This is a genomic window from Croceibacterium atlanticum, assembly GCF_001008165.2.
In the GTDB taxonomy this organism is placed as follows: domain Bacteria; phylum Pseudomonadota; class Alphaproteobacteria; order Sphingomonadales; family Sphingomonadaceae; genus Croceibacterium_C; species Croceibacterium_C atlanticum.
This window is the reverse complement of record NZ_CP011452.2, coordinates 1915420-1939311: the sequence shown is the minus strand read 5'-3', so window position 1 is coordinate 1939311 and position 23892 is coordinate 1915420. Positions and strand designations below refer to the sequence as shown.

Here is a 23892-nt window from a genome sequence, read left to right as displayed (position 1 = left end):
GCGGACGACCCTTCAGGCGCTGTCTCCGGTAGTGCCGGCATGGGATAAAGATGTGGCGGGATCGGGCCGGTTCGCCGATGGCTTGGTCATCCGGCTTATGAAGCGCAATGCCGTTGCCGATGGCGTGTCCTTGCACCATGCAAGGCCGAAGCGCACTTCGCGCAGATGATCGGGCATTCCGCCGGTTTCGAGCGGCCGGAACGCAACGCCTTCCATGCGAAGTCGCTCTGCTGATGCGGGCAGGATGGCCACGCCTTCCCCACATGCGACGATGCCGACAACCGCCTCGGTCGTGGCGACCTGGTGACGAATTTCCGGATTGAACTTCGCCAGCCGGCACAGGGCGAGCAGGTCGGAATGGAAATTGAACCCGCGGGTAGGCTCGTAGGTAATGAAGCGGCTCGATTCCAGATCGGCAATGGATATCGCCCCGCGGTTTTCAAGGAGCGGGTGCCCTTCGGGCAATGCGACGACCAGCGGTTCGCCATGGACAAAGGCCGTTTCGATCATTTCATCGAAAATTGGCAGGCGCAGCAGGCCGAGATCGATTTCCCCGCTTCGCAGCGCGTCGATCTGGTTGAGGACCGGCATGGGGCAGAATTCGAAATCGACATCGCAGGCATCGGCCCTGAAGCGACGGATCAGCGCGGGGAGCAAGGAATAAACTGTCGATCCTCCGAAACCCAGCTTCAACGTGCCGCGCAGGCCGGAGGCGGTCTGCCTCGCGCTCTCGATCCCCTTTTCAATTGTCGCCAGGGCCAGGCGGGCTTCTGAAACCAGCGTCTCCCCAGCCGGCGTGATTCTGACCGAATGCGTGTCGCGTTCGAAAAGCTGTACCCCGATCTCGGTCTCCAGATCGCGGATCGCCCGGCTGAGCGGAGGCTGGGACACATTGCATCGCGCGGCCGCCCTCGTGAAACTCAGTTCGTCGGCCACAGCAATAACATAGCGCATCTGCCGCAAGTCCATGCCTATTCCCTTCGGGTATAACCGAATTCTCTATAATGTATTTCAGGAACAGCAGAAAGAGAGGGAAGGTCTGCCCGGAAAAGGCCGGGGGTGCATGATTCGTGAATGCGAAGATACCGAGATTGTCATTCGAGGAATTGGCGCCGGATTTGCAGGATTCCTTGCGCGGGAAATTCGAGCGGCTTGGCTATCTGGGGGAATTCTTCAGCTGTACCGGCCATCTGCCCGAGGTGCTGACGCCCTTCATGGAAATGACCGGCAAGCTGAAAGAGGCGCTGCCGGACCGTTGGACCGAAACCGTCGCCCTTACAGTCGCGGTGCTGATGGATAATCCCTACGAACTTCATCAGCATGAACGTCTCTCGGAAAAGCTTGGCTTCGGGAAAGACTGGATCGCCGCGGTCGAACAAGTGGCGCCCGACAGCGCGCCCTTGCTGTCCGGGGAAGAGCGGGCACTGCAGCGCATGACGTTCGGCCTGGTGGCGCGCCAGGGGAAAGATACAGAAGCTGAACTGGACGAGGTGATCGACCTTGTCGGCAAGGAGCGCGCCATCGCGGTCCTTTTCCTGGTCGGCCGGTATGTCGCCCATGCCCAGATGGTGAACTGCCTTGGGCTGGCGCCGCCTGTTCCATCGATCTTCGCGGAGGTAATGCCATGAGCGCCGGTATCTGGATATCGGAGGCCGAAGTTGTCTCGGTCATGTCCCTGCCCGAAGCGATCGATGCGCTTCGCGACGGGTTGAAGGAAGAAGCAGCGGGCCGTGCCGTCAACATGGTCAAAACCCATGCGACATGGGCCAATGGTTCAACACTTCACGCCATCGGCGCGGTCTTTGAAGGGCTGGGCGTGGCCGGCACCAAGACGTGGGCGCATACCGCCAACGGGGCCATGCCATTATTGGTTCTGATTGACGCGGATAATGGCAGCGTGCTCGCCATTATCGAAGCATTTGCCCTGGGCCAGATGCGTACTGGCGGCATAAGCGGCCTGGCAACAGATCTGATGGCCCGTCCGGGAGCGGCCCACATGGCGATGATCGGGGCCGGCAAGCAGGCGATTGCCCAGGTCGCCGCCGTTGCTGCCGTCCGCAAGCTGGACCGGGTCACGGTCTGGAGCCCGACGGCTGCCAACCGCGAAGCACTGGCACGCCGAATTGAAGAAAGTCTTGGGCTGGATGCTGTCGCCTCGGCCTCGCTGGACGAGGCCCTCGATACAGTTGACATCGTAACTCTCGCCACCCGTTCGCGGATGCCCTTCTTGCGGGCGGACAGCCTTCCGCGAGGAGTGCATATCAACGCGGTCGGTGCGATCACGCCGGAGCGCGCCGAATTCGAGGCCCCCCTGCTCGACAGGGCGACGCTTTGTGCAGCGGACAGTGTCCCGCAAGTGCGCAAGCTCAGCCGCGAATTTCAGGAGGCGTTCGGAGAGGACGAGGCGGCATGGGATCGGCTTGTCCCCTTGTCCCGGCTGGCCGCCGCGGGAACGGCGCGCCCCGGCGATTGCGATCTCAGCGTGTTCAAGGCCATGGGCATGGGCATCTCGGATCTGTCCCTAGGCATTGCAATCCTTGATCGTGTGCGTGCTGCCCGGCTCGGCCGACCTCTCCCGGAGGTGACCAGGCAGGCCCCGCGCCTGACCTGAACGATCAGCAAACAGATTCAGGAGAGAAATCGATGAACGACTTTCGCACTGATTTCGATGAAACGGTTGGCCGCTTTGCAGACATCAGCGGACAGAACTATCCCATCAACGATCCCTGGGCGCCTGCAATCATAACAAGGGAACAGATCGACGAGGAGATCGAGCGTCTCGCGTCTATCCCGATTCCCGGAAACGGCCGCCGCAGCTCGCTGATCGTTCATCCCCGCGCCAATCCAGCCACGCCGGGACTTGCCACCTCTGTCCAGGTCACCCTTAATGTCCTGAAGCCGGGAGAGCGGACAGAGCCATTTCGCCACAATGCGACGGAAGTGAATTTCTGCATCCGCGGGGAAGGAGTGGCGACCGTTGGCGACCGGCGCATCCCCTTCGGCAAATATGATGTCTACAACACGCCTTCCTTCGTGCCCTACTGGCGGGAGAATACAGGTACTGATCTGCAGGTCTTCCTGACCTACACGAATGTGCCGCTTCTCCAGTTCATGCAGGTGCATCACTGGGAAGCGAATCCGCCGCTTCACCAACCTGTTGAGGAAGAGGATGACCAGTCGATCAATCCGCGCCGGATCAGCCCTTACGGCACGTTTGAAATTGGCGATGATGGTGCAATGCTCATGCCTTATGAACGGCTGATCAACCCTCCTGCGGTGGAATCAAATGCGCTGCACTGGCCGTGGGAGAGGGTTGAGAGCGAACTGAAGAAGCTGCAGGATCTTGGCCAGGATTATGTCGGTCGGCGGCTTTACCTTCTCTATAATCCCATGACTGGCCGCACCAACGGGACAACGCCGAACTTCTTCGCCACGATCACGATCCGTCCGCCGCAGATCGTGGACAGGCCGCATCGCCATGTATCGGAAGCCATCAACTATTATTTCCATGGCAGTGGGCGGAGCACGGTTGCCGGTAATGTGTATGAATGGAAGGCTGGCGATCTCATGCTTTCGGCTCCGGGATGGGCCGTGCATAATCATGCTTCCTATGATGATTATGTTTACGAGCTAACGATTCAGAACCAGCCGCTTGCCATCGCGATGGAGGCGCTTCTCTGGCAGGAAAACCTGAAGGAGCCTCCGGCCCTGCTTGGGGCCCAGATGGGGTTTGACACGAACAGGAAGTCCGCCGCCTGATGTGTCCGGTGGCGGGGATCACCAGTGGTCCGGTTGGTTCCACCCTGAATGGTGCGGCTATTCGCGCTGCTGCGGCTGCGCTTGCCACTGCGGAAAAGACCGGGACGCAAATTCGCTTGCTGAGCGAAGATCATCCCACGATCACCATGGACGATGCCTATGCCATCCAGGCTGAATGGGTGCGGATGAAGTGCGCGGCTGGCGATACAATCATCGGCTGGAAGATCGGCCTGACATCCAGGGCAATGCAATCCGCGCTGGGAATAGATATTCCCGATTCAGGCGTCCTGCTTGGGTCAATGACTTTCCCGAATGGGGGCATCGTTCCGGCCGGAAGGTTTATCCAGCCGCGGATCGAGGCGGAAATTGCCTTCGTCATGAAGCATGACGTCCCCGCCGATGCCACGCCGGCAGAGATTGCTGAAGCAACGGATTATATCGCGCCGGCTCTCGAAATTCTCGACACCAGAATCACCCGCGCGGACCCGGAAACGGGGCGAATGAGAACGGTGTTCGATACGATATCGGATAACGCGGCCAATGGCGGTATCGTTCTTGGTGCGCCGGTCCATGATTTCAGGCCCGAAGACCTGCCGTGGATCGGTGCCATCCTTTCGCGCGACGATCAGATCGAAGAAACCGGGCTAGGGGCCGGGGTATTGGGGGATCCTCTCCTGTCGATGTCCTGGCTCGCGCAACGTCTCGGGGTGTATGGGCAGGGAATCCGGAAAGGGCAGATTGTCCTCTCCGGTTCGTTCATTCGTCCTGTCGAGGCGCCGCCCGGCAGCAAAATCCTGGGCGACTTCGGTCCCTTCGGTCGTGTTGAGATCGCCTTCGGCTAAAGTGGGAAGCATGGTCATGAACGCATTCAAGCGGGCGATCGCCGCCTTGCAGCCGCAAATCGGGATCTGGCAGGCGCTCGCAACGCCATACACGGCTGAAATCTGCGCCGGGGCGGGTTTTGACTGGATGGTGATAGATGCGGAGCATGGGCCGAACGATCTTCCGCTCGTCATGGCCCAGTTGCAGGCTGTCGACGGTGGCGCCACGGAAGCTGTGGTGCGCTTGCCGGTCGCGGATACGGTCCTGGTGAAGCAATATCTGGACATCGGCGCGCGCAGCCTGCTGATTCCGATGATCGACACGGCCGAGGGGGCGGCCGAAATGGTGCGCGCTACGCGTTATCCCCCTTTCGGAATTCGCGGCGTAGGGGCGGCGATCGGACGGGCCAGCCGATGGGATCGGACCGCCGATTATCTCCACCGCGCGCAGGAAGATATCTGCCTGCTGCTGCAGGTTGAAAGTCAGGCGGCGCTGGAGAATCTGGAAGCGATCGCTGAGACCGATGGCGTTGACGGCGTCTTTATCGGGCCGTCCGATCTGGCCGCAGATCTTGGCCATCTGGGGAACCCGGCCCACCCTGATGTCCAGGCTGCGATCGAAACGGCGATTGCGCGCATATCCGCCTGCGGCAAGCCTTCGGGCATCCTCATCGCGGACGAGAGGCTTGCCCGCCACTATCTGGAGCTGGGCGCCAGTTTCGTGGCCGTTGGAACCGACGTGTCCATTCTGGCCCGCGGCACCGAAGCTCTGGCCGCGAAGTTCAAGTCAGACGAACAGGCAAAGCCGTCATCCGGGGCCGAGCCAAAGCCGTCCGTTTACTGACTTCCAGCAAGAAACGCGTGGGCGCGGTCAATCCGCGTGCGCAAATCAGGGATCGGATCATGCGGACTGAATCTATTTCCATCAATCCCGCCGATGGCACATTGCTGGGGCGCTACCCGGCGATGGATGGTGCGCAGTTGGACGCAGCACTTGCCAGAGCCAGTGCGGGTTTCCGAAATTGGGCTGCCCTGGGCCAGGACGCGCGATGCACGCATCTGCAAAGGCTTGGCGCAGTTCTCGCCTCGCGCCGGGAGGAACTGGCGCGATCAATCACCCTGGAAATGGGGAAGCCGATCAGTCTCGCCCTGGCCGAAGTGGATAAGTGCGCCAATCTTTGTAACTGGTACGCCGAAAATTCAGGGCAGATGCTCGCTGACGAAACTACCGATTTCGGCCCCGAAGGCGTGGCAACGGTCCGGTATCTGCCGCTCGGCACTGTCCTTGCCGTCATGCCGTGGAATTTCCCCATTTGGCAGGTTCTGCGCGCAGCAGTGCCAATCATGGCATCGGGTAACGCGCTGCTGTTAAAACATGCGGATAATGTGCAGGGCAGTGCCCATGCCCTGGCGGAATGCTTCTCGGATGCAGGCTTTCCCGACGGTGCGTTTCTCGTGGTCAATGCAGATCGGGAGGCGATTACGGGCTTGCTGGGCGATCCGCGCATCTGTGGGGTGACGGTCACTGCTGGCGTTGCCGCGGGCTCTGCCCTTGCATCGGAAGCGGGGCGGAACCTCAAGAAGTCTCTCCTGGAACTTGGCGGGTCTGATCCGTTCATCGTTCTTCCCGATGCGAATCTGGAAAGGGCAACTACTGAAGCTGTCCGGGCGCGTTTCCAGAATTGCGGGCAAGTGTGCATCGCCGCGAAGCGATTTCTTATTCACGAGGAAATTTTCGACGCATTCACCGACAGCTTTGTCGAAAAGGTGCGCCAGATCAGGGTTGGCGATCCACTCGATGCAAAAACGGAAATGGGCCCCATGGCGCGGGAGCATCTTCGGGCCGAAGTCCACTCGCTCGTCACGCGCAGTATCGATCACGGTGCACGGGTCCTGCTTGGGGGCGAGATAGCTGATGGTCCGGGCGCCTTCTACCCTCCTACCGTTCTGGTGGACGTAACCAATGACATGCCCGTTTGCCGGGAAGAGGTGTTCGGGCCGGTCGCGCCGATCCTGAAGGTGAGAAGCTTCGATGCAGCCATCGAACTGGCCAATGACAGCCTGTTCGGGCTTTCTGCTTCCGTCTGGACAGGAGATCCGGATCTGGCTGCCCGAAACGCCCCGCGGATCAACGCGGGTGCGGTATACGTCAACGGTATTTCAGTATCGGATCCCCGCGTGCCTATCGGTGGGATCAAGGCCAGCGGCTATGGCCGCGAACTCTCCCACTTCGGTTTGAAGGAATTTTGTAACGCCCAGCTATGCTGGCTCAGATAACGTGTTGAGCTTCGTCCGGCGGGTGGGGGCCTTCCCGATCACCTGCCTGCGGGCAGGCCTTGCGGATCTGTTATTGTTGCCCCTGCCTCGTCGATTGCAGCCTTCGTGGCGCGGCGATAGGCGGCCACCAGGAAGATCGTTGCCACCACCGGCGTGGCGAGCATGGCGGCAATTGCTATCCGCAGCGATTCATCGCCCAGCCGGGGGGCGAGCAGATCGCTCAACAGGCCGACGATGAAGGGGCCCATCGTTCCGCCGACGAGGCCGGTCGCCGCCAGAAGCAAGGTGGCCGACAATCCGCGATCACCCGGTGCGACAGAGTTGACCACGAAGTTCATGGCCGTGGGCGTTGCCATGCTGAGCAGGAAGTTCATCACCGCTGCGCAAGCCATCGCCGCTGCCAGCCAGGGGAGGAATATAAATCCCGCCATGAATGGCAGTGAGAGCGGAATGCTCCACAACGGCACCTTGAGCATGTCGGCGGCCAGATTGCGTTTGCGAACCATGCGATCGGCAAACATCCCGGATGCGAGGGCGCCGAAAATCCCGCCCAGCCCGACTGCCGGACCGATAACCAGTCCCACCTGGGCCAGCGGCACGTCATGCGATCGCAGCAGGAATGTGGGCGCCCAGGCTGCCAGCACGAAAGTCATCATCGAACCGGCGCCAAAGCCGGCCATCAACAGCAGGAAGCCCGGACGGTGCAGCACCCGGCCGCAACCATCCACGAGATCGCGCCAATAGGCGGGAATGGCCGTGCGATCCGCTTGTTCTTCGCGTTCCGGTTCGCGAACGCTGAAAAGCAGCAGGGCCGTGACCGAAAGACCGGATAATCCGCAGACGATGAACATGCTGCGCCAGCCCATGGCGGCGGCCAGAACGCCGGCGATGATCGTGCCGCCGACAATGCCGACAAAGCTGCTGGTCTGAAATACGGCGACTGCGCGCCCGCGCGCTTCCATCCGGAACAGGTCCGGGATCAGGGACATGGCCGCCGGAACTGCTGTCGCTTCCCCGATCCCCACGACGATACGGGCGAGGGCCAGGGTGGAAAAGCCCGTGGCCAATCCGGTGGCGGCTGTTGCCAGAGACCAGACCGCGACGCCAATCGCCAGGATGCGCACGCGATTGCCGCGATCGACAAGGCGCGCGATGAACAGGCCGCCAACCAGGTTGAACAGCACGAAGAACAGCCCGCTGGCGAGCGACATTTCCGTGTCGCTGATGGCGAGATCGCGCCCGATCGGATCGACTACCGTTCCGAACAGAATGCGATCGCCCTGGTTGAATACATTGGCGAGGAAGAGGACAAACAGGGCCCAGAAAGGGTTTGTTTTCGGCGGTGCCTTGGGATTGGCGCTCATTTCCCGGTGTCCAGGCCCAGCAATTGCGCGGCGTTGAGGCCCAGTATCTTCGCCCTGGTTTCCTCATCGAGGCGATCGTGGAAGCCCACGGGGTCAGGTTCCGACATGTCGAAGGGATAGTCCGTGCCGAGGCACAGCCTGTCCGCGCCATGCGTCCTCACCAGACTTTCAAGCTCGTCCTTGTCGAAAACCAGCGTATCGAACCAGAGCTTGCGCAGATAGCTCGACGGTTCATGCTGGCAATGTTCCGAACAATCCGCCCGGGCGCGCCAGCCATGATCCATCCGGCCCCAATAGCCGGGGATGTATCCGCCGCCATGGGCAACGCAGATTTTCAGCCCCGGATATGCGTCCAGCACGCCGCCGAAGATCAGGTGGCCCACCGCCAGCGTCGATTCCAGCGGGTTGCCGATCAGATTGTTGAAATAATATTCGGTCATTCGCTGGGCATGGGTGAAGCCGAGCGGATGGAGGAATATCAGAACCCCCAGTTCTTCCGCCGCAGCCCAGAATGGGCGGAATTGGTCCGAATGCAGATCCACGCCATTGACGTTGGAATTGATCTCTATCCCCCTGAGGTCGAGATCCTTCACGCAGCGCCGCATTTCCTCGATTGCCAGCTGCGGATCCTGCAGGGGCACCGTGCCCATGCCCACCAGGCGGTCGGGATGGGTGGCCACGGCTTCTGCCATGCCGTCATTCACGGCGCGGGCCGCCGCGCGGCCCGTATCCGCATCGGTGAAATAGAAATATTGCCCGGGACTGGGAGAGATAGCCTGCACGTCGATACCCAGCCGGTCCATATCCGCCAGACGCGTATCGATCGTGTTGAGTGTCCGGCCGATCGCGGCGAACTGGGCGCGGTTGACTTCGGATGTCCGTTCGCTGGTGAAGTCGTTGATGCCCGGCGGCGGGCCGGGGAACTTCTGCTGGACGATGGCATCCGCGGCGGGGATGCCCAGATGGCAATGTATGTCGACAACAAGATGCTTGCCGCGCGCGCTGACGGGGATCGGCTTCTGATCGCCGCAGGTAAACAGGTTCTCGCTCATCAAGGGTTCCTCGCCCGGCTTATGGTTCCGCTGCATTCGCCAAATCCGATCGGAACGAAGCCATCGGCCAACGCCCTTCCCCGGATTGCCAGCGTATCACCGTCTTCAAGCATGACGCGCTGCGTGCCGTCAGGCAGGATCAGGGGCTTCTTGCCCAGTTCCGTGATTTCGACCAGGCAGGCGCGCGCTTCATCCGCCGCGCCGGAAACCGTGCCGGTGGCGATCAGATCGGCATTTTCCAGCGGTGCGCCGCCACATGCCTGGTGGGCCACCATCTGTGCCAGCGTCCAGAACAGTTCGGCCACGTTGGTTCGCACGATCCGGTGCGGGCCCGATCCGGTATCCAGTTCGGCGGTGAGTTCGATATTCAGTCCACCGGATCGCCGGTCCTCGGGATCGTCGAGATATTCGAGCAGGGCCGGTTCCTCTTCCGTCCGGCCGCGCCCCGGCACGCGGAACGGCGCCAGCGCCTCCATCGTCACGATCCATGGCGAAATGGTCGTCAGGAAGCTCTTGCCCAGATGCGGGCCCAGTATCATCTCGTAAAACTGGATGCCGCGTGCGGACCAGTCGTTGACCAGGCAGCAGCCGAACAGCAATTCTTCCGCTTTCTGCATGGACACGGTTTCGCCCAGCGGATTTCCCGGGCCGCGCAACCAGGCGCCGAATTCCACTTCGAAATCCAGCATCGGCTCGGCCATGAATTCCGGCCCGGTTCCGCCGCGCGGGGCCACCTGGCCACGCGGCCGGATGACGGGTGTTCCGCTGACGGCGACAGAGCTTGCCCGGCCATTATATGCGACTGGCAAAGTCATCCAGGCTGGCTGAGGCTCCCGCCCGCCATTCCGCGCCATTCGCAGAATATGATCGGCGCTGGTGCAGAAATCGGTGAACGCTGCAGGCCTGGCCGGCATGTGCATCGTGGCGGATGCAGCGGGGACAAGCGCTTCTTCCGCTTTCGCCCGGTCTGCCGATCCGGCTGCATAAAGATCCGACAGGGCGCGGCGCAGGGATGATAGCTGGTCCGGCTTGATCAGGAAGAGATCTTCCAGGCCATCCTTGCTGGCCGCCATTGCAGCATCGGCCGCAGCGCCGGACAGGGCCCCTGATCGCAACAGGGCAGCAAGGTCGATTATGGAATCGCCAAGGGCAACGCCGCCGCGCGCGCCCCGACCATCGTCGAACACGCCGAAAGGCAGGTTCTGGATGGGGAAATCAGCCCCTTCCTCATTGGCGCTGGCCACGAAGCTGCGCCGCTGCGGATCATGCGTTGCGTTCAGTTCAATGGGCATGGCCGCATCCTTCGTGGGCGGGTTCTTTCCGATAGCGGTTCATTTCGGCAAAGATCACCGGAGGTGGCGCCGCCTCCAGATCCGGATCCCATTCCTTGTAGAGCGAATAGACATTGGCGACGATCCGTTCGGGATCGGTCCAGTGCGCATATTCCTTCATCGGGATGTCCCGCGCCGCCTCCCGCCAGGGCATCCCGGCTTCGAACCGGCCGCGCGCTTCCTGCATCAGATGTTCGAAATAATGGCGCATGTTGCGCACGGCATCGACTTCGCAGATCGGGCCGTGGCCGGGGACGACGGTTTCGGGTTTCAGATCCTCGATATAGCGGCACGCCGCGATCCAGCGGCTCATCGGGCCGGCCCACAGGACCGGATGGCCTTCGTTGAACAGAAGATCGCCAGTAAAGACCACGCTGTCGCCGGGAACCCAGGCAATCGTATCCGATGCGGTGTGGGCAGGGCCAAGATCGACCAGTTCCACCGTCTTGTCGCCGACTTGCAGCGTAAGCCGATCCGAAAAGGTGCGGCTGGGCAGGGTCAGTTCATCCACCCCGCTGAAGTCGAACTTGCGCCCCATCGTTTCGAACAGGAATTCGCCAGCTTCGCCCATTTTTTCGTAATTGGCGGAAAGGTTTGCCAGCCCCTTCGGATCGAAGCCGCTCATCTCCTCGGCCGTCTTGGCCGTGGCGATGATTTCCGCATCCTCCACCACGCCATTGCCGAAGAAATGATCCGGATTGGCGTGGGTGTTGACCACCTTGTCGATCTTCGCGCCCCCGTCGACCCTTGCGAAATCTTCCAGCATGGTGCGGGTCAAGGGCACGCTCATCAAGGTGTCGACCAGCAGCGTCTCCCCGCGCGATGAAACCAGGCCGGCATTTGACCAGCCCCAGGTTCCATCCGGCTGTACGTAGCCGTACAGGCCATTTCCCAAATCATGCACGCCTTGCGTGAAAGGCCAGTTTGCCATCTTTGAATCTCTCCCTCGGCAGCCGATCCTATCGGCTTTATTCATCGCTGCAAGAATATATCGGTCTCGATCCAATTGGTGATCGGCGCGCGGCGTGCTAAGGGCGTGACCATGGTGGAAAACAAGCGCGCGGCGAAGCGGGGGAAGGGGCGCCCCAACGCCGACAAGAACGGGGTTGGACGCGACGCCCTGATCAAGGCGGCCATCGAACTTCTTCAGGAATTACCCCCTTCCCAGGTTACAGCCAGCGCAATTGCGCGGCGCGCCGGTGGGGATCCTGCGCTTGTCCGCTATTATTTCGGCAATCGCGAAAGGCTGCTGCTGGAAGTGGCGCAGCAGATCGGCCGCGGGAATGCGCTGGAATCCCCGACCGAAGGCGAACCGGAAGACCTGCTGGCCGAATTCATCCATGCGACATTCCGCTTCACCCGGTCCGCGCACAACATGCAGCGCCTGATGATCGAGGAACTGGATTGCACCCAATCGCCCGAATTGCGCGAAAGCGTGCGCGACTGGAACCGCGGACCGGTGGATTTCTACCAACAGGTGAAACGCCTCGATACCGAAGACCGCCTGACGGATTACGATCCCCTGTTCCTGCATCTTGCCGTGGTGGGCATCAGCGATTTCTTCGTTACCGGCCGGCCGCTGATCGAACTCCTCCTGCCGGAAGGTGCGGATATGGAACAATTGGCGAAGGATTATGAAGCCTTCGTCAAACGCTTGCTGCTGGATGGCTTAAGAACGCGCTGAGCGAAGGTCAGCCATCCGCGGCACAGGGGTTGCGCTGCGTTCCGAGGCCGGTGATCGTCCCTTCCATTACGTCGCCCGGCTTCAGGAATACGCCGAAGGCAGAGCCATTGCCGTAAGGCGATCCGGTGCAGATCAGATCGCCGGGTTCCAGGATGACGCGGTGCGAAAGATATTCGATCTGCCGCTCTATCGATGCCATCATGTCGGCCGTGCTCTCGTTCTGGTAAACCTTGCCGTTGACGGACAGGGTGATGGTCAGCGCAGAGGGATCGGGCACCTGGTCGCGCGGCACGATCATCGGGCCGAATGGCAGGAATGTGGGAAAGCATTTGCCCGACAGCCAGTCCGCGCCGATGGCCGAACCGTCACGACGGAAAATATGTTCGCGCGCGGTAACATCGTTGACCACGGCATAACCGGCCACGTAATCCATTGCTTCGGCAGCGGAAACGCGATGGGCGCGGCGCCCGATGACGACGCCCAGTTCCAGTTCCCAGTCGGGTTTTTCGACATTGGGCGGCAACAGCACGGTATCGCGCGGGCCGATGGCGCAGGAAGGCAGCTTGATGAAGCAGAAGGGCAGGGCCTTGGCCCGCTGTTCCATCATCGCTTCGACCTTTGCCTGCCGTTCGGCCGCATCCATGGCTTCATGTTCTTCCGTCCGCATCGACGGATCGCCCATGATCAGGCCCACTACGTGCTTCTTGTAGTTGGCGCCCGTGCAGAACACCTGTCCCGGGCGGTAGGGCAGTTCAACCCGGGCAGATTCGAAGTCCGCCGCTGCTTCCCATGCCGGGGCGTCATTAGCCCAGCCTTCCAGGCGAGGCTGCACATTGTCCCAATCGGCAAGCAGGGCCGCGACGCCCCGCGTTTCATTCCAGTGGGACAGCGGGACATAGCGGCCATCCCGGACGAGCGCCGCCGCCCCGTCCACATTCGCAATTCCGAAGGACATCAATAAGGCTCCTTCAGCTTTTCCATGGTGTCACCCAGCATCCGGTTGGCATCCAGCTGATTTCCTCCGAGCATCTCTATCTCTCCGATCCGCACCGAATTTTCCACGATCATCCGTGCGCGTTCAAAACGCCGGTCGGCAAAGGCAGTCAGCGCGGCGTCCAGATCATCTGTCCGTGCCAGTTCTTCTGCAAGAACGAGCCCGTCCTCCACAGCCGCGCCCGCCCCGGACGCCAGATGCGGCGTCGTGGCATGAGCGGCATCACCGATCACCACCACACGTCCGCGATGCCATGGCCGGGGTAGCAACTGCCATTCGAGAGGGCGGTAATTGACCATCGAATCCGGGCCCAGATTTTCGCGGATGGCCGCGATATCGCCGCCGAAGGGGGCAAGCAGTCTGGCGACATGCGGCAGCATGTCTTCCTCTTCATACCACGGATTATCGGGCACATGTTCGAGGATAAAGGCGTAGAGCTTTTCCTCGGAAATCGGGTTCAGGCCCAGCTTCACCGGGCCGCCGACATAAATCTCCGGCCGATCCACGCTTGCCGGACGGTCAGCCACGATCCTCCAGCAACCTTGTCCGGTGAATTTGGGCGGGGAAGCCTCCGGAAACAGGGTCGCGCGTGTCCTGGAATGGATTCCGTCTGCCGCCACGACCAGATCCACCATCCGCTCGCTTTCATCGGAGAGCGAGACTTTTACCCCTTCTTCCGTTTCTGCAAAGCCTGTCGGCTCAACCCCCAGCGTGACGGCAATTCCGGCCTTGCGCGTGTGCCCTTGCATGATCGCGTGCAGCGCCGGCCGCATGATTCCGCCGCTGCGATCGATCGGCGCGAGGTCTTCGGCTGGCGCCGGGCTTTCCATGACGATGGAACCATCGGGGCTGCGCAGCCTGATGCCGCCCCCGACAAAGCCCTGTTCCCGCACTTCCGGCAATATGCCCAGCGCATCGAAGGCGCGAAGCGAAAGGCCGGTCACGCTGATGCCCGCGCCATAGGCGCGCCAGTGCGGATCGATATCGATCAGTTCCACGTCGATATTGTTGCGCGCCATCGCCAGCGCAGCGCTCATTCCGCCAACGCCGCCGCCGACTATCAATGCTTTCGCGATCATTCAGATATTCCCAATCTCAGGCAGGGACCTGCCAAAGCCCCTTGTCCGGTGCCATTTCGGCATGGGGCACATTGCCGGTAATGATGCGTCCGGTCCCCCATTGGTCGATAGTGGTCGGCCCGGGTTCATAGCGGGTGACCTGCCATGTATCCTCGTCCACTTCTTCCAGGTCGGACGTATATTCGACCACGTTTCCATTCGGCGTGACGAAATAGCTGAACGTGTTGTTGCCCGCCGTATGCCGCCCGGGGCCCCAGCTGAGCTTGATCGAGTTTTCATGCATCCGCGCCAGGCCGCGCATCAGTTCATCGACCGAACTCACATCGAATGCGATGTGGTTGAGTGCGGGCGGCCCCGGCAGGATCGCCAGCCGGTGATGCGCCGGATTGCAGCGCAGGAAGACCATGAAATCGCCGATCCAGTCCGACAGCCGGAAGCCCAGGGCCCGCTGATAGAATTCGGCAAGGGCCGCATGATCGGGTGAATGGAACACCACATGGCTGATGCCTTCGGGGATCGCCTCGCCCTTGGCCAATTTCCGGAATTCGCGTTGCCGGGCATCGCACAGAACTTCGATTGCGTGGCCGTCCGGATCGAAGAAGCGGAACGCCCAGCCCCCGGCCGGCCCGGAGGCCGGGCCGGGTTCCGCGATGATCTTCGCCCCGGCATCCTTCACCTGCTGGAAGATCGCTTCCAGATCTTCGCGAGAGGCGGCCGAGAAGCCGACCAGATCGGTCTTTCTCTCGGCATCCTCGCGCAGGACGATCACATAGGGATGGGGGCGCCCTTCGGCCGCGAAATAAACCCGTCCATCCTGCTCGCCCACTTCCACGAGCCCCCATGTCTCGCCGAAGAATTTGCGCTCGGCGGCGAGATCGGGAACCGCCAGGGCCACGAACTGCAAGTCAGAAACGCAGGTCATCTAAAGTGTTGCTCCTTGGAAATCGCGGACGCGATGCTCAGAAATTGCTGCCAATGCGCACGCCATATGTGCGTGGCTGTTCGGCATTGGAAACGATCAATCCAGCCGGATTTGTCGTGCCTCCGAGAAGGCGCTGATTATCCTCGATATTGTTGACGTAAAGCGTCACGAATTTGCTTTCGTCCGCATCCGTCAACGTGATCGAGGCATAGCTGACGAAATTGCCCCGGGACTTGAGATAGGGCAGATAATCAGCCGTCGAATAGGATGAGCTTCTGTAACGCGTGCCGCCCTGGAGCACTGCCTTGTGCGTACCGAGCGGGATTTCCTGCCGGGCGTTCAGATTGAGCGACCATTTCGGCGAATTGAATGAACGGTTGCCCGAACAGTCAATCGCGAAAACATTGATCGTGCCGCCCGGCGTGGTCTGCGTGGTCGGGCTGTAGGAACAGGCGGTGTTAGGCGGCAGGCCCTGGTTCGGCGCATAATAGACGAAGCTGTCATAGCGGGCATCGAGATACTGGACATTGGCCGACAGCTGGGTGGTTTCGGTGGGCATCACTTCCAGGTCGATATCCACGCCCTTGATCGTGCTGTTCCCGATATTGCGGGTAAGGAACACTGTCGAAGGCGGATTGCCGAGGTCATATCCGAACTGGCTGAACTGCTGGTTGCGGTATTTCCAGAGAAAGGCTTCGACATTGAGCTGAACGCGATTTTCGAAGAGGCGGTTTTTCGACCCCAGCGTGTAGGCGCGGATCGTCTCCGGTTCATAGGTTTCCACGCCGCGGGCGAAGGAGAAACCGCCGGCATGATACCCCGTCTCGAAACTGGCATAGACCATGTTCCGGGGCGTGAATTCATACTGGGCCGCCAGGCGATAGGTGAATTTGTCGTTCTTCAGGGCGGAATCGATCACGATTGGTGAACGAAGCACGAAAGGCGCGGTCTGCGATCCGCCAGCCTGTGGCGGCAGCACGAAAAGCGGCACCGGCGTTACGGGGATACCCCTGGAGGTATAGAAATCCTGGAAAGCCTCTTCCGTGTCGAGCAGCGGGGCAAATGGCAGGTCCGGGCAGAAATCCTGCGGCGGCGCCGGATTGCCGCAGAACAGGATATACACATTGGAAGTGCCGTCGAAGCTCTTCTTGTCCGATGTGTAGCGGCCCGCCGCAGTCAGGCTGAGCTGGCCCGTGACATGGAATGTGACCATGGAGAACCCGGCCCAGCTTTCCGTGCCGGTCGAAAATTCCTGATAAGGCACCAGCGATTGCTGATTATAGTGCGCATTCGCACTGATATCCTCGTCGAAATACATGCCGCCGATCTGATAATCGATGCTGTCCCCCAGCATCCCGGCCCAGCGAATTTCGAGGCTGGTCTGGCTGTCTTCTTCCTTCGTATATCCGCGCCGGAAAGCCCCGGCGAAAGCATATTCAAGGGACGCCTCGCGATAGGCGGGCTGGACGGTCAGCGTGCCCAGATCGGTCGAGTAAGTCAGCTCGCCCGTGATCCCCCAGTAATCATTGTCATTGAAGGGCGAACTGTCGACCACGGCCCCGGTCCGGCCAAGCTGGCCGATGAAACGCTGGGAAAGCAGCGCATTCGATGCCGGGTCGATCAAACCCTGTGTGCGAGGGAACCCGGTGGGGGTGAAATTATACCCGGCAAATCCTGTCGGCCCGAAGGTCGGATCGACTGCCCCCAGATAGAACCCGCTGGCACTGGCGCCGCCCTGATGGGCATAATCCGCCCCGATCCGCAGCGTAAGGTCAGGGTTGGGTTCGGCATAGATCTGGAACCGGCCGGCATGTTCGCGCTGGTTGCCCGTCCCGTCAGTCAGGAACGCGTCGCGGCGCGCCACGGAACCTGACGCGCGCATGGCCACCTTTTCGCCGATCGGCAGGTTCACCGCGGCTTCACCCGTCAGCCAGTCATAATTGCCGTAACCGAACATGAAGCGGCCGCTCACTTCGCCCAGCTTCGGGCGGGTCGGAATGACATTGATCGCACCGGCGGTGGCGTTGCGGCCATAGAGAGTGCCCTGCGGCCCTTTCAGAACTTCCACGCGTTCGAGGTCATAGAACACCCCCGAGGTGGAAGACGGGCGCCCGATATATACGCCATCATAATTGAACGAGATCGCCGGGTCGGAATAGGCGTTGACCGTGGTGTTGCCCACGCCCCGGACGAAGAACACCGTGGTGCCGCCTGCGCCCCCGGTGGCGGCCAGGGCGGGGGTGATGCGCGAAAGGTCTTCTGCGCGAAGGACATTCTGCTGCGCCAGCTCTTCAGGCTGAATCACATCGATGGGCAACGGTGCGCGCTGGCTCAGCTGTTCCACCCTTTGGGCGGTAACGATAATGTCGCCGAGGCCCTTTTGTTGCGGGGGCTGCCCCTCCTCCGCCGTGTCCGGTGCGTTTTCTTCTTCCTGAGCCTGCGCCAGCGAAGGACTTGCAAGCGCCACCAGCGCCAGCGCTGTCCACGATGCGTGCCCCAGCAAACCATTCACCATGATCCATCTCCCCAACGTCTGTTTATTTATTCACTGCACTATGAATATGGATATTCCTTTGTGCAAGAATAACGTGAAGAGGTGCCTCCGTCGGGTGATCGATAGTGCCGGTTCAGGGCCTGCTGTGCGTGTCAGCAAGGCGTGCGGAACCAAGTGCGGGATGATGGCCGCGATCGGGGCGGGACTATCCGGCCGCTTCGGCGGGGGCGAATTCGTTGATCGTCGCGCGGCGCATGTCCCGCTTGTAATCCGTCGTTTCCAGCCGCGTGGCGGCATGGAGGACGCAGCGGTTTTCCCAGATCACGAGATCCCCGGTGGTCCATTTGTGGCGGTAGATATATTTGTCCTGGGTCGCGTGATGATAAAGGTCGGCCAGCAGTTGCCGCGCCCGTTCTTCCGGCCATCCCTTCACACCCACGCAATGGCCGCCGAGGAAAAGCGATTTGCGGCCATTATCCATTTCGCGGACAAGCGGATGCAGCACTGCGGGTTGCGGCATGGCGAGGCAGTCCTTTTCCTGAAAGACGAACCCGGCCCTGCGGCGTGCCTCCCAGAAATCATGGATACCCATCAGCCCGTCGAGCTGTTGCTTCAATCGCGGTTCCAGATCGTCATAGGCGGCGCGCAAATCCACGAACAGCGTATCGCCCCCGATCTCCGGCGGCGGACACTCCACCCCCCGCAGGATCGACCACTTGCTTGGCTGGGCGTTGAAGGAACTGTCGGCGTGGAACAGTTCCGCCCCTGTTGCGATGTTCCGTTCGGGCGGGAGGGGTTTGATATTCCTGTCGGCGTCCAGATTTCCGGCATAAAACAGTTCCGGCGCGATCCACGAATTGCGGCCTTCGGGGTAGCCCGGCGGAAGTTCAAGCGGCCCGAACATCCGCGCAAAGGCCAGGTGTTCCTGATCGGAAATCGGCCCGTGCCTGATCACGCACACCGCATATTCCGCCATCGCCTGTTCGATGAAATCGCGCAGTTCATCCGTTGGCCCGGCATGAAGGTCGACGCCGGTAATTGCCGCTGCGAAGCGGCTGTGAAGTCTGGTTGCCTGCAATGCCAAGGTTTTCTCCCGCCCAATTGCGCGGCGCTATGTTCCGGTATCAGTCCGGCCTTATGTCGCATCCGCCTGGGCGCCGACCATAGCCCGCATTAATTCCTTATGCTATGAATTATCGGAGGCGGCCCCGGATCAGGAGGCGTCGCAACGGAGGGGGAGGGCGCAGAATGAAGGAGCTGGAAGGTGTGGCCGCCTTCATCACCGGGGGTGGCGGCGGCATCGGTTTGGGGATCGCGCAGTGTCTGGCGAGGCGCGGCGTGCGCCTTGCCATCGCGGATGTGAGCGCGGGTAAACTCGTTTCCGCCCGCGCATTGGCGGAGGAAGAGGGATGGGCCGCAAATGCGATCTTCCTCCCGCTCGACATTTCCGACCGGGGCGCCTTTGCGGCGGCCCTGGCCAGGGCGGAGGAAAGCTGCGGGCCGCTGCGCATCCTGATCAACAATGCCGGAGTAGCGGTGAACGGTCCGGTCGCGGAAGCCGGATTTCCCGATTGGGACTGGGCGCTTGCCGTCAATCTGGGCGGTGTGGTGAACGGGATTGTCTGCGGGCTTCCCCTGCTGCGACGGCACGGGCTTGGCGGGCATATCGTCAACACCGCATCACTCGGGGCGCTGATGCCGCCGCGGCCAACTCGCGGTATCTATGCGACCACCAAATCCGCAATCATCGCGCTTTCCGAACATTTGCGGCTGGACCTGGAAGGATCGGGGATCGGCGTTTCGGTCCTGCTGCCCGGCCCCACGCGCACCAATATAGAGGATAGCTGGCAATTGCGCCCCGCCGAACTGCGCGAAGGCAGCCGGTTCGATGGCCTCGCCAAGGCCGGAACAACGCAGCCACCGGCCGATCTTCCCTGGCGAGATCCGACCGAAATCGGCGAGATGACGTTGGCCGGCATATTGGAAAACCGGCCCTATATCGTGACCCATCCCGAATATGCCGGCGCCGTCAAAGCCCGCAATCGCACGATCGAAGATGCCATTGCCGATTGGGGGGATGCCGGAAATGGATGAGGTGGAAATATATCACAGCGAACCGGCTTCGAATTCACTGAAAGTCCTCATAGCCGCGATGGAAAAGGGGCTGCCCTTTCGCAGCATCTATGTCGATCTCACCGCGTTCGAACAACACGCGCCGGCATTTCTGGAAGTCAATCCGTCGGGGCAGGTTCCGGTGCTTGTTCACCGTGGGAAGGTGATTACCGAATCGACGGTCATCAACGAATATATCGACGACGCCTTTCCCGGCCCGCCGTTAAAGCCGGAAGATCTGTTCTTGCAGGCGCAGATGCGCATCTGGACCAAATATGTCGACGAGGTGTTTCGCCCGGCCCTGAGCTTCCTGGCCTGGGACCGGGTCATTCCCCGGCTTGCAGCCTCTTTGTCGGCGGAGGAATTCAGGGAACGGCTCGCGCGTATCCCGCTGGGGGACAAGCGGGACAAATGGGAAAGGGCGGCGTCGGGCAGCTTTTCCGAGCAGGAGAAGCAGGGGTGGAGGCGGCAGGTCGCCGAAACGGTCAGGCGGGTAGAAACCGCGCTTGAAACGGAAGGCTGGCTTGTCGGGGATCGATTTACACTGGCCGATGCCGCAGTCTTCGCGATGGCCCACGCGATGCCCGGCACCTACCCCGAACTTGTGAGTGAGGAGGCTGCGCCGCGGATGATGCGCTGGCTGGATCGCGTGGCCTCCCGCGCTGGCGTGGGCAGGGCCATGGCCATGCCGGACAGGGCGAACTGGGGGCGACGGTGATAGAACCGCTCGCCGGGCCAAGCCGCGCCGGATCGATGGCCGCCCTTTGATATGGCGCCGGGGCTCAAGCCGGCAGGTATATGATCGCCGTCAGCCCGGATCCGGCCCGGCGCAGTTCCAGCCTCGCACCCAGATTTTCGCAAATGTCGCGGGCCATGGCGAGGCCGAGGCCGGAACCGGGCATGGCCGGGTCGAACCTTGTGCCAACCTCGAAAGCGCGGGCGATCTGGTCTTCGTTCATGCCCGGGCCGTTATCCTCGATCCTTATCGTCAGCTGGCCCTGATCGCTCATCCCGATGGCCATGGTCACCTGCGATTTTGCCCATTTGCCCGCATTGTCGAGGAGGATCGAAAGGAGTTCGGACAGGTTCACCGGATCGGCGGGGATTGTGACGGGGTCGGCCGGGGCATCCAGCTCGAAGGCCTTGTCCGGATGCAGGCGGCGCATGGCGTTGAGAATCGGCACGGCCAGTTCGGGCAGCATGGCACGGCTGCCGGGGACACGGGCGCCCGCGGCGGAGCGTGCGCGGGCCAGCTGGTAATCGATCTGCTGCTGCATCGCCTCTGCCTGGTCGAGCAGTACCCGGCCCGAACTTGCGCAGCTTTCCCGCTGAACGAGCCGTTCCGCCTCGTCAGTCACGATTGCGAGCGGGGTGCGCAACGAATGCGCGAGATTGCCCGCCTGAACACGCGCCCGGGCCACTATCTCGCCATTTTGCCGGATATATTCGTTGAGGTCGGTGACGAGCGGGGCGATTTCGGACGGGTATCGCCCTTCCAGCTTCTGGACGCGGGCCGAACGCAATTGCGTTATCGCTTCGCGAAGCCGGGCAAGGGGGCGTAGCCCGAAACTGATGATGGCGAGGCCCGTTGCAAACAACAGCGCGGCCAGCGCGAGCAGCCACACAGATAATTCATTGGTGAAGGAGGCGATGTCGTCGTCAAGCTCGCTCTGGTCCGTGGCGATGACGATATGAATTTCCTCACCGTCGGGCCCTCTTTCCATCAGGCCATAGGTAATTGCCGGGCCGGTCGGCCCCCGTTCCACCTTATGCGCGATGTCCGGCGAATGGGCGACGCTCATATCCAGCCGTCCGCGCGTCATGCTTTCGGAAAGCAGGGGCGCCCGTCCGGGGACGCCCACTTGCCAGTAGAAGCCTGACAAGGGCACTTCATATCGCGGGTCCGACAGGGGGCGCATCAGCCGCGGGCGGCCATTCCCGTCCAGTTCGGTGAGGCGGGCGAGTTCGCGGACATGAACTTCCAGCTCTTCATGATACATCTGTTCGATGTGTCGTTCGAACACGCGGGTGGCGGTGAACCATATGCCCGCCACGCCCAGTGCCACCCACAGCATCACGGCAAGCAGGAAGCGCAGCCTGAGGCTACCGGTCGAGATCTGCGCCAGCTTCATTTGTCGAAACGATAGCCCATGCCGCGAACAGTCCTGATCCGATCGCGCCCGATCTTGCGCCGCAGGCGGCCGACCAGCACTTCGACCGTGTTCAGTTCCCGCTCCGCCTCCAGATCGTAGAGGTCTTCCAGTATGTCGCCTTGCGACAGGATCTGCCCGGCCCGGCGCATGAACAGGTGCAGCAGGCTGAATTCGCGGCGGCTCAGGGCAAGCGGGGCACCATTATCCTCCACCGTGCGGCCCACGGGGTCCAGGCGCAGGCTACCGGCTTCGAGCGTACTGGTGCGATTATTCGCATGGCGCCGTGAAATCGCGTTGAGGCGGGCCTGGAGTTCTTCGAAGCGTACGGGCTTTACCATGAAATCATCGGCCCCGGCATTGAGACCTTCGACCTTGTCCTGCCATGTTCCGCGCGCTGTCAGGATCAGGATCGGGCATGGCAGACCGGCAGCCCGCCACTGTTTCAGCAGGACGATCCCGTCATCATCCGGCAGGCCCAGGTCGAGAATGATCGCGGCCATCTTTTCGAGATCGGGCCAGTTGCGCGCTTCCTCGGCGCTGGTCGCCAGATCGACGGCATAGTCGGCGCCGCGCAGCCGGTCGCCCAGCCTGCGTCCCAGTTCCGGGTCATCCTCCACCAGCAGAACGCGCATTGCCTGTCTCCCAAGCGGCCATGACAGCCTCGTTCGCCTGTCCTCATGACCCGCCAAGCTGACAGCAGGCTGCCAAGCCTGTTGCCAACTGACAAGTTGTTGTCAGCTTCGGCGCGCATTTCTGGTGGCATGAAAATCCCGGCTCACCTCCCGCTTGCTGTGCTTGTCGCAGCTTTCGCACTCACTGCCTGTTCGGGCGACGTGTCCGGTGATGGGGGCGATGAAGGCCCGGCTGCCGGGGAAGCGGCCGCCATGGATATCGAAACGGCAAAGGCCGAGGCGGCAGGCAATATGCCGCTTGGTTCCGTGCCTGGCACCGTCACCTTGCCGCCCGAAGCGCGCGTGGCGGTGACTGCGCCCTTTCCGGGGGCGGCGGTGCAGATTTTCGTGATCGAAGGGGAAAGCGTAAGGCGCGGCCAGCCGCTTGCCGTGGTGCGCGCGGCTGAACCGCTTCGCATTGGCGGCGATCTGGCGCGCGCGAACAGCGAATTGCAGGTCGCCGAAGCGCAGGCCGCACGTGTGGCGACGCTGGCTGATGAAGGGATCGTGGCTTCCGCCCGGGCTGATGAAGCGCGGGCGCGGCTTGAACAGGCACGTGCCACGCTGGCGGAAAATCGCCGTCTCGCCGCTTTGGCGGGGGCCGGGCCGGATGGCACGATGACCCTGCGCGCGCCCATTACCGGGCGGTTGAGCCATGTCGGCGTGGAGACGGGCGGCCCGGTGGACCTGGCTGTCGCCCCCTTCGTTATCGAAGCGGCCAATGCCTATCGCCTTGACCTGTCGCTGCCTGAACGGCTTGCCGGCCGCGTGAAACCGGGAATGCCGGTGGAAGTGCAATTGCCCGGCTCCGGCGATGCGGCGGCAGTGACGGCGCGGGGCAGGATAATCTCCGTCTCGCCCTCAATCGACCCGCAAACCCGTTCGGTCATGGCCAAGGCGACGATCGAATCCGTGCCCGGCCTGGTGGCGGGGCAGAATGTCCTCGCCGCGATCGCTTCCCCCGCAGGGCCTTCGGAAGGCGTTTCCGTGCCGTCGCACGCGGTGACGCGTATCGGGGGGCAGCCTCATGTCTTCGTGCGCGGAAACGGCGGTTTTGAACCCCGCGCGGTGACGCTTGCCGCAGATGCAGGCGACAGGGCGATCATCTCCGAAGGTCTGGCTGCGGGCGAAACCATCGCCACCAGCGGTATTCCGGAACTCAAGGCAGCGGCGGAGTAG

The 23892-nt window shown here is 61.8% G+C and carries 22 protein-coding genes; 10 read left to right on the top strand and 12 right to left on the bottom strand.

Going from position 1 to position 23892, the window contains the following annotated elements; all coding sequences use genetic code 11:
* Positions 1-12 precede the first annotated feature (12 nt).
* The gene (locus WYH_RS09160; RefSeq protein WP_053833507.1) at positions 13-969 is read right to left on the bottom strand and encodes a LysR substrate-binding domain-containing protein; all 957 of its coding nucleotides are present in this window, start codon (positions 967-969) and stop codon (positions 13-15) included.
* Between the two features lie 101 nt (positions 970-1070).
* Here WYH_RS09160 and WYH_RS09155 point away from each other — a divergent pair, with 101 nt between their 5' ends.
* The 6 genes from WYH_RS09155 to WYH_RS09130 all read left to right on the top strand — a co-directional run bounded on the left by WYH_RS09155 (position 1071) and on the right by WYH_RS09130 (position 6857).
* Complete coding sequence (locus WYH_RS09155) at positions 1071-1628, top strand: carboxymuconolactone decarboxylase family protein (protein ID WP_046903583.1); 558 nt, start codon at positions 1071-1073, stop codon at positions 1626-1628.
* The gene (locus WYH_RS09150) at positions 1625-2611 is read left to right on the top strand and encodes an ornithine cyclodeaminase family protein (RefSeq protein WP_046903582.1); all 987 of its coding nucleotides are present in this window, start codon (positions 1625-1627) and stop codon (positions 2609-2611) included. Before WYH_RS09155 ends, WYH_RS09150 begins: the two co-directional genes overlap by 4 nt.
* 32 nt (positions 2612-2643) lie before the next feature.
* Positions 2644-3759 (top strand): cupin domain-containing protein, encoded by a 1116-nt coding sequence (locus WYH_RS09145; RefSeq protein WP_046903581.1) that lies wholly within the window; start codon positions 2644-2646, stop codon positions 3757-3759.
* A gap of 146 nt (positions 3760-3905) precedes the next feature.
* A complete protein-coding gene (locus WYH_RS09140) occupies positions 3906-4601 on the top strand; it encodes an FAA hydrolase family protein (protein ID WP_235979038.1) in 696 nt (231 codons plus the stop codon).
* A 16-nt stretch (positions 4602-4617) separates the two neighbouring features.
* On the top strand, positions 4618-5424 hold the full coding sequence (hpaI, locus tag WYH_RS09135; RefSeq protein ID WP_046903580.1) for a 4-hydroxy-2-oxoheptanedioate aldolase: 807 nt from the start codon (positions 4618-4620) through the stop codon (positions 5422-5424).
* Between the two features lie 59 nt (positions 5425-5483).
* Complete coding sequence (locus WYH_RS09130; protein WP_046905015.1) at positions 5484-6857, top strand: NAD-dependent succinate-semialdehyde dehydrogenase; 1374 nt, start codon at positions 5484-5486, stop codon at positions 6855-6857.
* A 38-nt stretch (positions 6858-6895) separates the two neighbouring features.
* Here WYH_RS09130 and WYH_RS09125 read toward each other — a convergent pair whose 3' ends face one another.
* Genes WYH_RS09125 through WYH_RS09110 form a run of 4 tightly spaced genes read right to left on the bottom strand, consistent with a single transcriptional unit; the run spans position 6896 to position 11535 of the window.
* Positions 6896-8221 (bottom strand): MFS transporter, encoded by a 1326-nt coding sequence (locus WYH_RS09125; protein WP_046903579.1) that lies wholly within the window; start codon positions 8219-8221, stop codon positions 6896-6898.
* Complete coding sequence (locus WYH_RS09120) at positions 8218-9273, bottom strand: amidohydrolase family protein (RefSeq protein ID WP_046903578.1); 1056 nt, start codon at positions 9271-9273, stop codon at positions 8218-8220. Before WYH_RS09120 ends, WYH_RS09125 begins: the two co-directional genes overlap by 4 nt.
* Positions 9273-10565, bottom strand: coding sequence for a fumarylacetoacetate hydrolase family protein (locus WYH_RS09115; protein ID WP_046903577.1), 1293 nt, complete (start codon positions 10563-10565; stop codon positions 9273-9275). The genes WYH_RS09120 and WYH_RS09115 overlap by 1 nt, the downstream gene beginning before the upstream one ends.
* Positions 10555-11535, bottom strand: coding sequence for an MBL fold metallo-hydrolase (locus tag WYH_RS09110; protein WP_046903576.1), 981 nt, complete (start codon positions 11533-11535; stop codon positions 10555-10557). The genes WYH_RS09115 and WYH_RS09110 overlap by 11 nt, the downstream gene beginning before the upstream one ends.
* Positions 11536-11646: 111 nt before the next feature.
* On the opposite strand from WYH_RS09110, the gene WYH_RS09105 reads away from it, so the two are divergent.
* On the top strand, positions 11647-12288 hold the full coding sequence (locus WYH_RS09105) for a TetR/AcrR family transcriptional regulator (RefSeq protein ID WP_046903575.1): 642 nt from the start codon (positions 11647-11649) through the stop codon (positions 12286-12288).
* A 7-nt stretch (positions 12289-12295) separates the two neighbouring features.
* Here WYH_RS09105 and WYH_RS09100 read toward each other — a convergent pair whose 3' ends face one another.
* From WYH_RS09100 to WYH_RS09080, 5 genes are all read right to left on the bottom strand, one after another.
* Positions 12296-13243: a fumarylacetoacetate hydrolase family protein gene (locus tag WYH_RS09100; protein ID WP_046903574.1), complete on the bottom strand. Its 948-nt coding sequence runs from the start codon at positions 13241-13243 to the stop codon at positions 12296-12298.
* Entirely contained in the window at positions 13243-14361 is a 1119-nt protein-coding gene (locus WYH_RS09095) for an FAD-dependent oxidoreductase (protein WP_046903573.1), read from the bottom strand. The genes WYH_RS09100 and WYH_RS09095 overlap by 1 nt, the downstream gene beginning before the upstream one ends.
* 16 nt (positions 14362-14377) lie before the next feature.
* Positions 14378-15283, bottom strand: a complete 906-nt coding sequence (locus WYH_RS09090) for a VOC family protein (protein ID WP_046903572.1) — start codon at positions 15281-15283, stop codon at positions 14378-14380.
* Between the two features lie 37 nt (positions 15284-15320).
* Positions 15321-17798 carry a TonB-dependent receptor gene (locus WYH_RS09085; protein ID WP_046903571.1) on the bottom strand — a complete coding sequence of 826 codons (2478 nt, stop codon included), beginning with the start codon at positions 17796-17798 and terminating at the stop codon, positions 15321-15323.
* Between the two features lie 184 nt (positions 17799-17982).
* Positions 17983-18861 (bottom strand): TauD/TfdA dioxygenase family protein, encoded by an 879-nt coding sequence (locus WYH_RS09080; protein ID WP_053833505.1) that lies wholly within the window; start codon positions 18859-18861, stop codon positions 17983-17985.
* A 164-nt stretch (positions 18862-19025) separates the two neighbouring features.
* Here WYH_RS09080 and WYH_RS09075 point away from each other — a divergent pair, with 164 nt between their 5' ends.
* Both WYH_RS09075 and WYH_RS09070 read left to right on the top strand, forming a co-directional pair.
* Positions 19026-19871, top strand: a complete 846-nt coding sequence (locus WYH_RS09075; RefSeq protein ID WP_046903569.1) for an SDR family NAD(P)-dependent oxidoreductase — start codon at positions 19026-19028, stop codon at positions 19869-19871.
* A complete protein-coding gene (locus tag WYH_RS09070; protein ID WP_046905014.1) occupies positions 19864-20607 on the top strand; it encodes a glutathione S-transferase family protein in 744 nt (247 codons plus the stop codon). Before WYH_RS09075 ends, WYH_RS09070 begins: the two co-directional genes overlap by 8 nt.
* Positions 20608-20671: 64 nt before the next feature.
* On the opposite strand, the gene WYH_RS09065 is transcribed toward WYH_RS09070, so the two are convergent.
* Together WYH_RS09065 and WYH_RS09060 are read right to left on the bottom strand one after the other, a co-directional pair.
* Entirely contained in the window at positions 20672-22021 is a 1350-nt protein-coding gene (locus WYH_RS09065) for a sensor histidine kinase (RefSeq protein WP_053833503.1), read from the bottom strand.
* Entirely contained in the window at positions 22018-22674 is a 657-nt protein-coding gene (locus tag WYH_RS09060; protein ID WP_046903568.1) for a response regulator, read from the bottom strand. The genes WYH_RS09065 and WYH_RS09060 overlap by 4 nt, the downstream gene beginning before the upstream one ends.
* Positions 22675-22803: 129 nt before the next feature.
* Between WYH_RS09060 and WYH_RS09055 the strand changes: the two genes are divergently transcribed.
* Complete coding sequence (locus WYH_RS09055; RefSeq protein ID WP_046903567.1) at positions 22804-23892, top strand: efflux RND transporter periplasmic adaptor subunit; 1089 nt, start codon at positions 22804-22806, stop codon at positions 23890-23892.

What these genes read in the sequence shown, in the direction of transcription:
- WYH_RS09160 (WP_053833507.1), bottom strand. Translation starts at nt 969, where the DNA reads ATGGACTTGCGGCAGATGCGCTATGTTATTGCTGTGGCCGACGAACTG.
- WYH_RS09150 (WP_046903582.1), top strand. Translation starts at nt 1,625, where the DNA reads ATGAGCGCCGGTATCTGGATATCGGAGGCCGAAGTTGTCTCGGTCATG.
- WYH_RS09145 (WP_046903581.1), top strand. Translation starts at nt 2,644, where the DNA reads ATGAACGACTTTCGCACTGATTTCGATGAAACGGTTGGCCGCTTTGCA.
- WYH_RS09140 (WP_235979038.1), top strand. Translation starts at nt 3,906, where the DNA reads ATGGACGATGCCTATGCCATCCAGGCTGAATGGGTGCGGATGAAGTGC.
- hpaI (WP_046903580.1), top strand. Translation starts at nt 4,618, where the DNA reads ATGAACGCATTCAAGCGGGCGATCGCCGCCTTGCAGCCGCAAATCGGG.
- WYH_RS09130 (WP_046905015.1), top strand. Translation starts at nt 5,484, where the DNA reads ATGCGGACTGAATCTATTTCCATCAATCCCGCCGATGGCACATTGCTG.
- WYH_RS09125 (WP_046903579.1), bottom strand. Translation starts at nt 8,221, where the DNA reads ATGAGCGCCAATCCCAAGGCACCGCCGAAAACAAACCCTTTCTGGGCC.
- WYH_RS09120 (WP_046903578.1), bottom strand. Translation starts at nt 9,273, where the DNA reads ATGAGCGAGAACCTGTTTACCTGCGGCGATCAGAAGCCGATCCCCGTC.
- WYH_RS09115 (WP_046903577.1), bottom strand. Translation starts at nt 10,565, where the DNA reads ATGCCCATTGAACTGAACGCAACGCATGATCCGCAGCGGCGCAGCTTC.
- WYH_RS09110 (WP_046903576.1), bottom strand. Translation starts at nt 11,535, where the DNA reads ATGGCAAACTGGCCTTTCACGCAAGGCGTGCATGATTTGGGAAATGGC.
- WYH_RS09105 (WP_046903575.1), top strand. Translation starts at nt 11,647, where the DNA reads ATGGTGGAAAACAAGCGCGCGGCGAAGCGGGGGAAGGGGCGCCCCAAC.
- WYH_RS09100 (WP_046903574.1), bottom strand. Translation starts at nt 13,243, where the DNA reads ATGTCCTTCGGAATTGCGAATGTGGACGGGGCGGCGGCGCTCGTCCGG.
- WYH_RS09095 (WP_046903573.1), bottom strand. Translation starts at nt 14,361, where the DNA reads ATGATCGCGAAAGCATTGATAGTCGGCGGCGGCGTTGGCGGAATGAGC.
- WYH_RS09090 (WP_046903572.1), bottom strand. Translation starts at nt 15,283, where the DNA reads ATGACCTGCGTTTCTGACTTGCAGTTCGTGGCCCTGGCGGTTCCCGAT.
- WYH_RS09085 (WP_046903571.1), bottom strand. Translation starts at nt 17,798, where the DNA reads ATGGTGAATGGTTTGCTGGGGCACGCATCGTGGACAGCGCTGGCGCTG.
- WYH_RS09075 (WP_046903569.1), top strand. Translation starts at nt 19,026, where the DNA reads ATGAAGGAGCTGGAAGGTGTGGCCGCCTTCATCACCGGGGGTGGCGGC.
- WYH_RS09070 (WP_046905014.1), top strand. Translation starts at nt 19,864, where the DNA reads ATGGATGAGGTGGAAATATATCACAGCGAACCGGCTTCGAATTCACTG.
- WYH_RS09065 (WP_053833503.1), bottom strand. Translation starts at nt 22,021, where the DNA reads ATGAAGCTGGCGCAGATCTCGACCGGTAGCCTCAGGCTGCGCTTCCTG.
- WYH_RS09060 (WP_046903568.1), bottom strand. Translation starts at nt 22,674, where the DNA reads ATGCGCGTTCTGCTGGTGGAGGATGACCCGGAACTGGGACGCAGGCTG.
- WYH_RS09055 (WP_046903567.1), top strand. Translation starts at nt 22,804, where the DNA reads ATGAAAATCCCGGCTCACCTCCCGCTTGCTGTGCTTGTCGCAGCTTTC.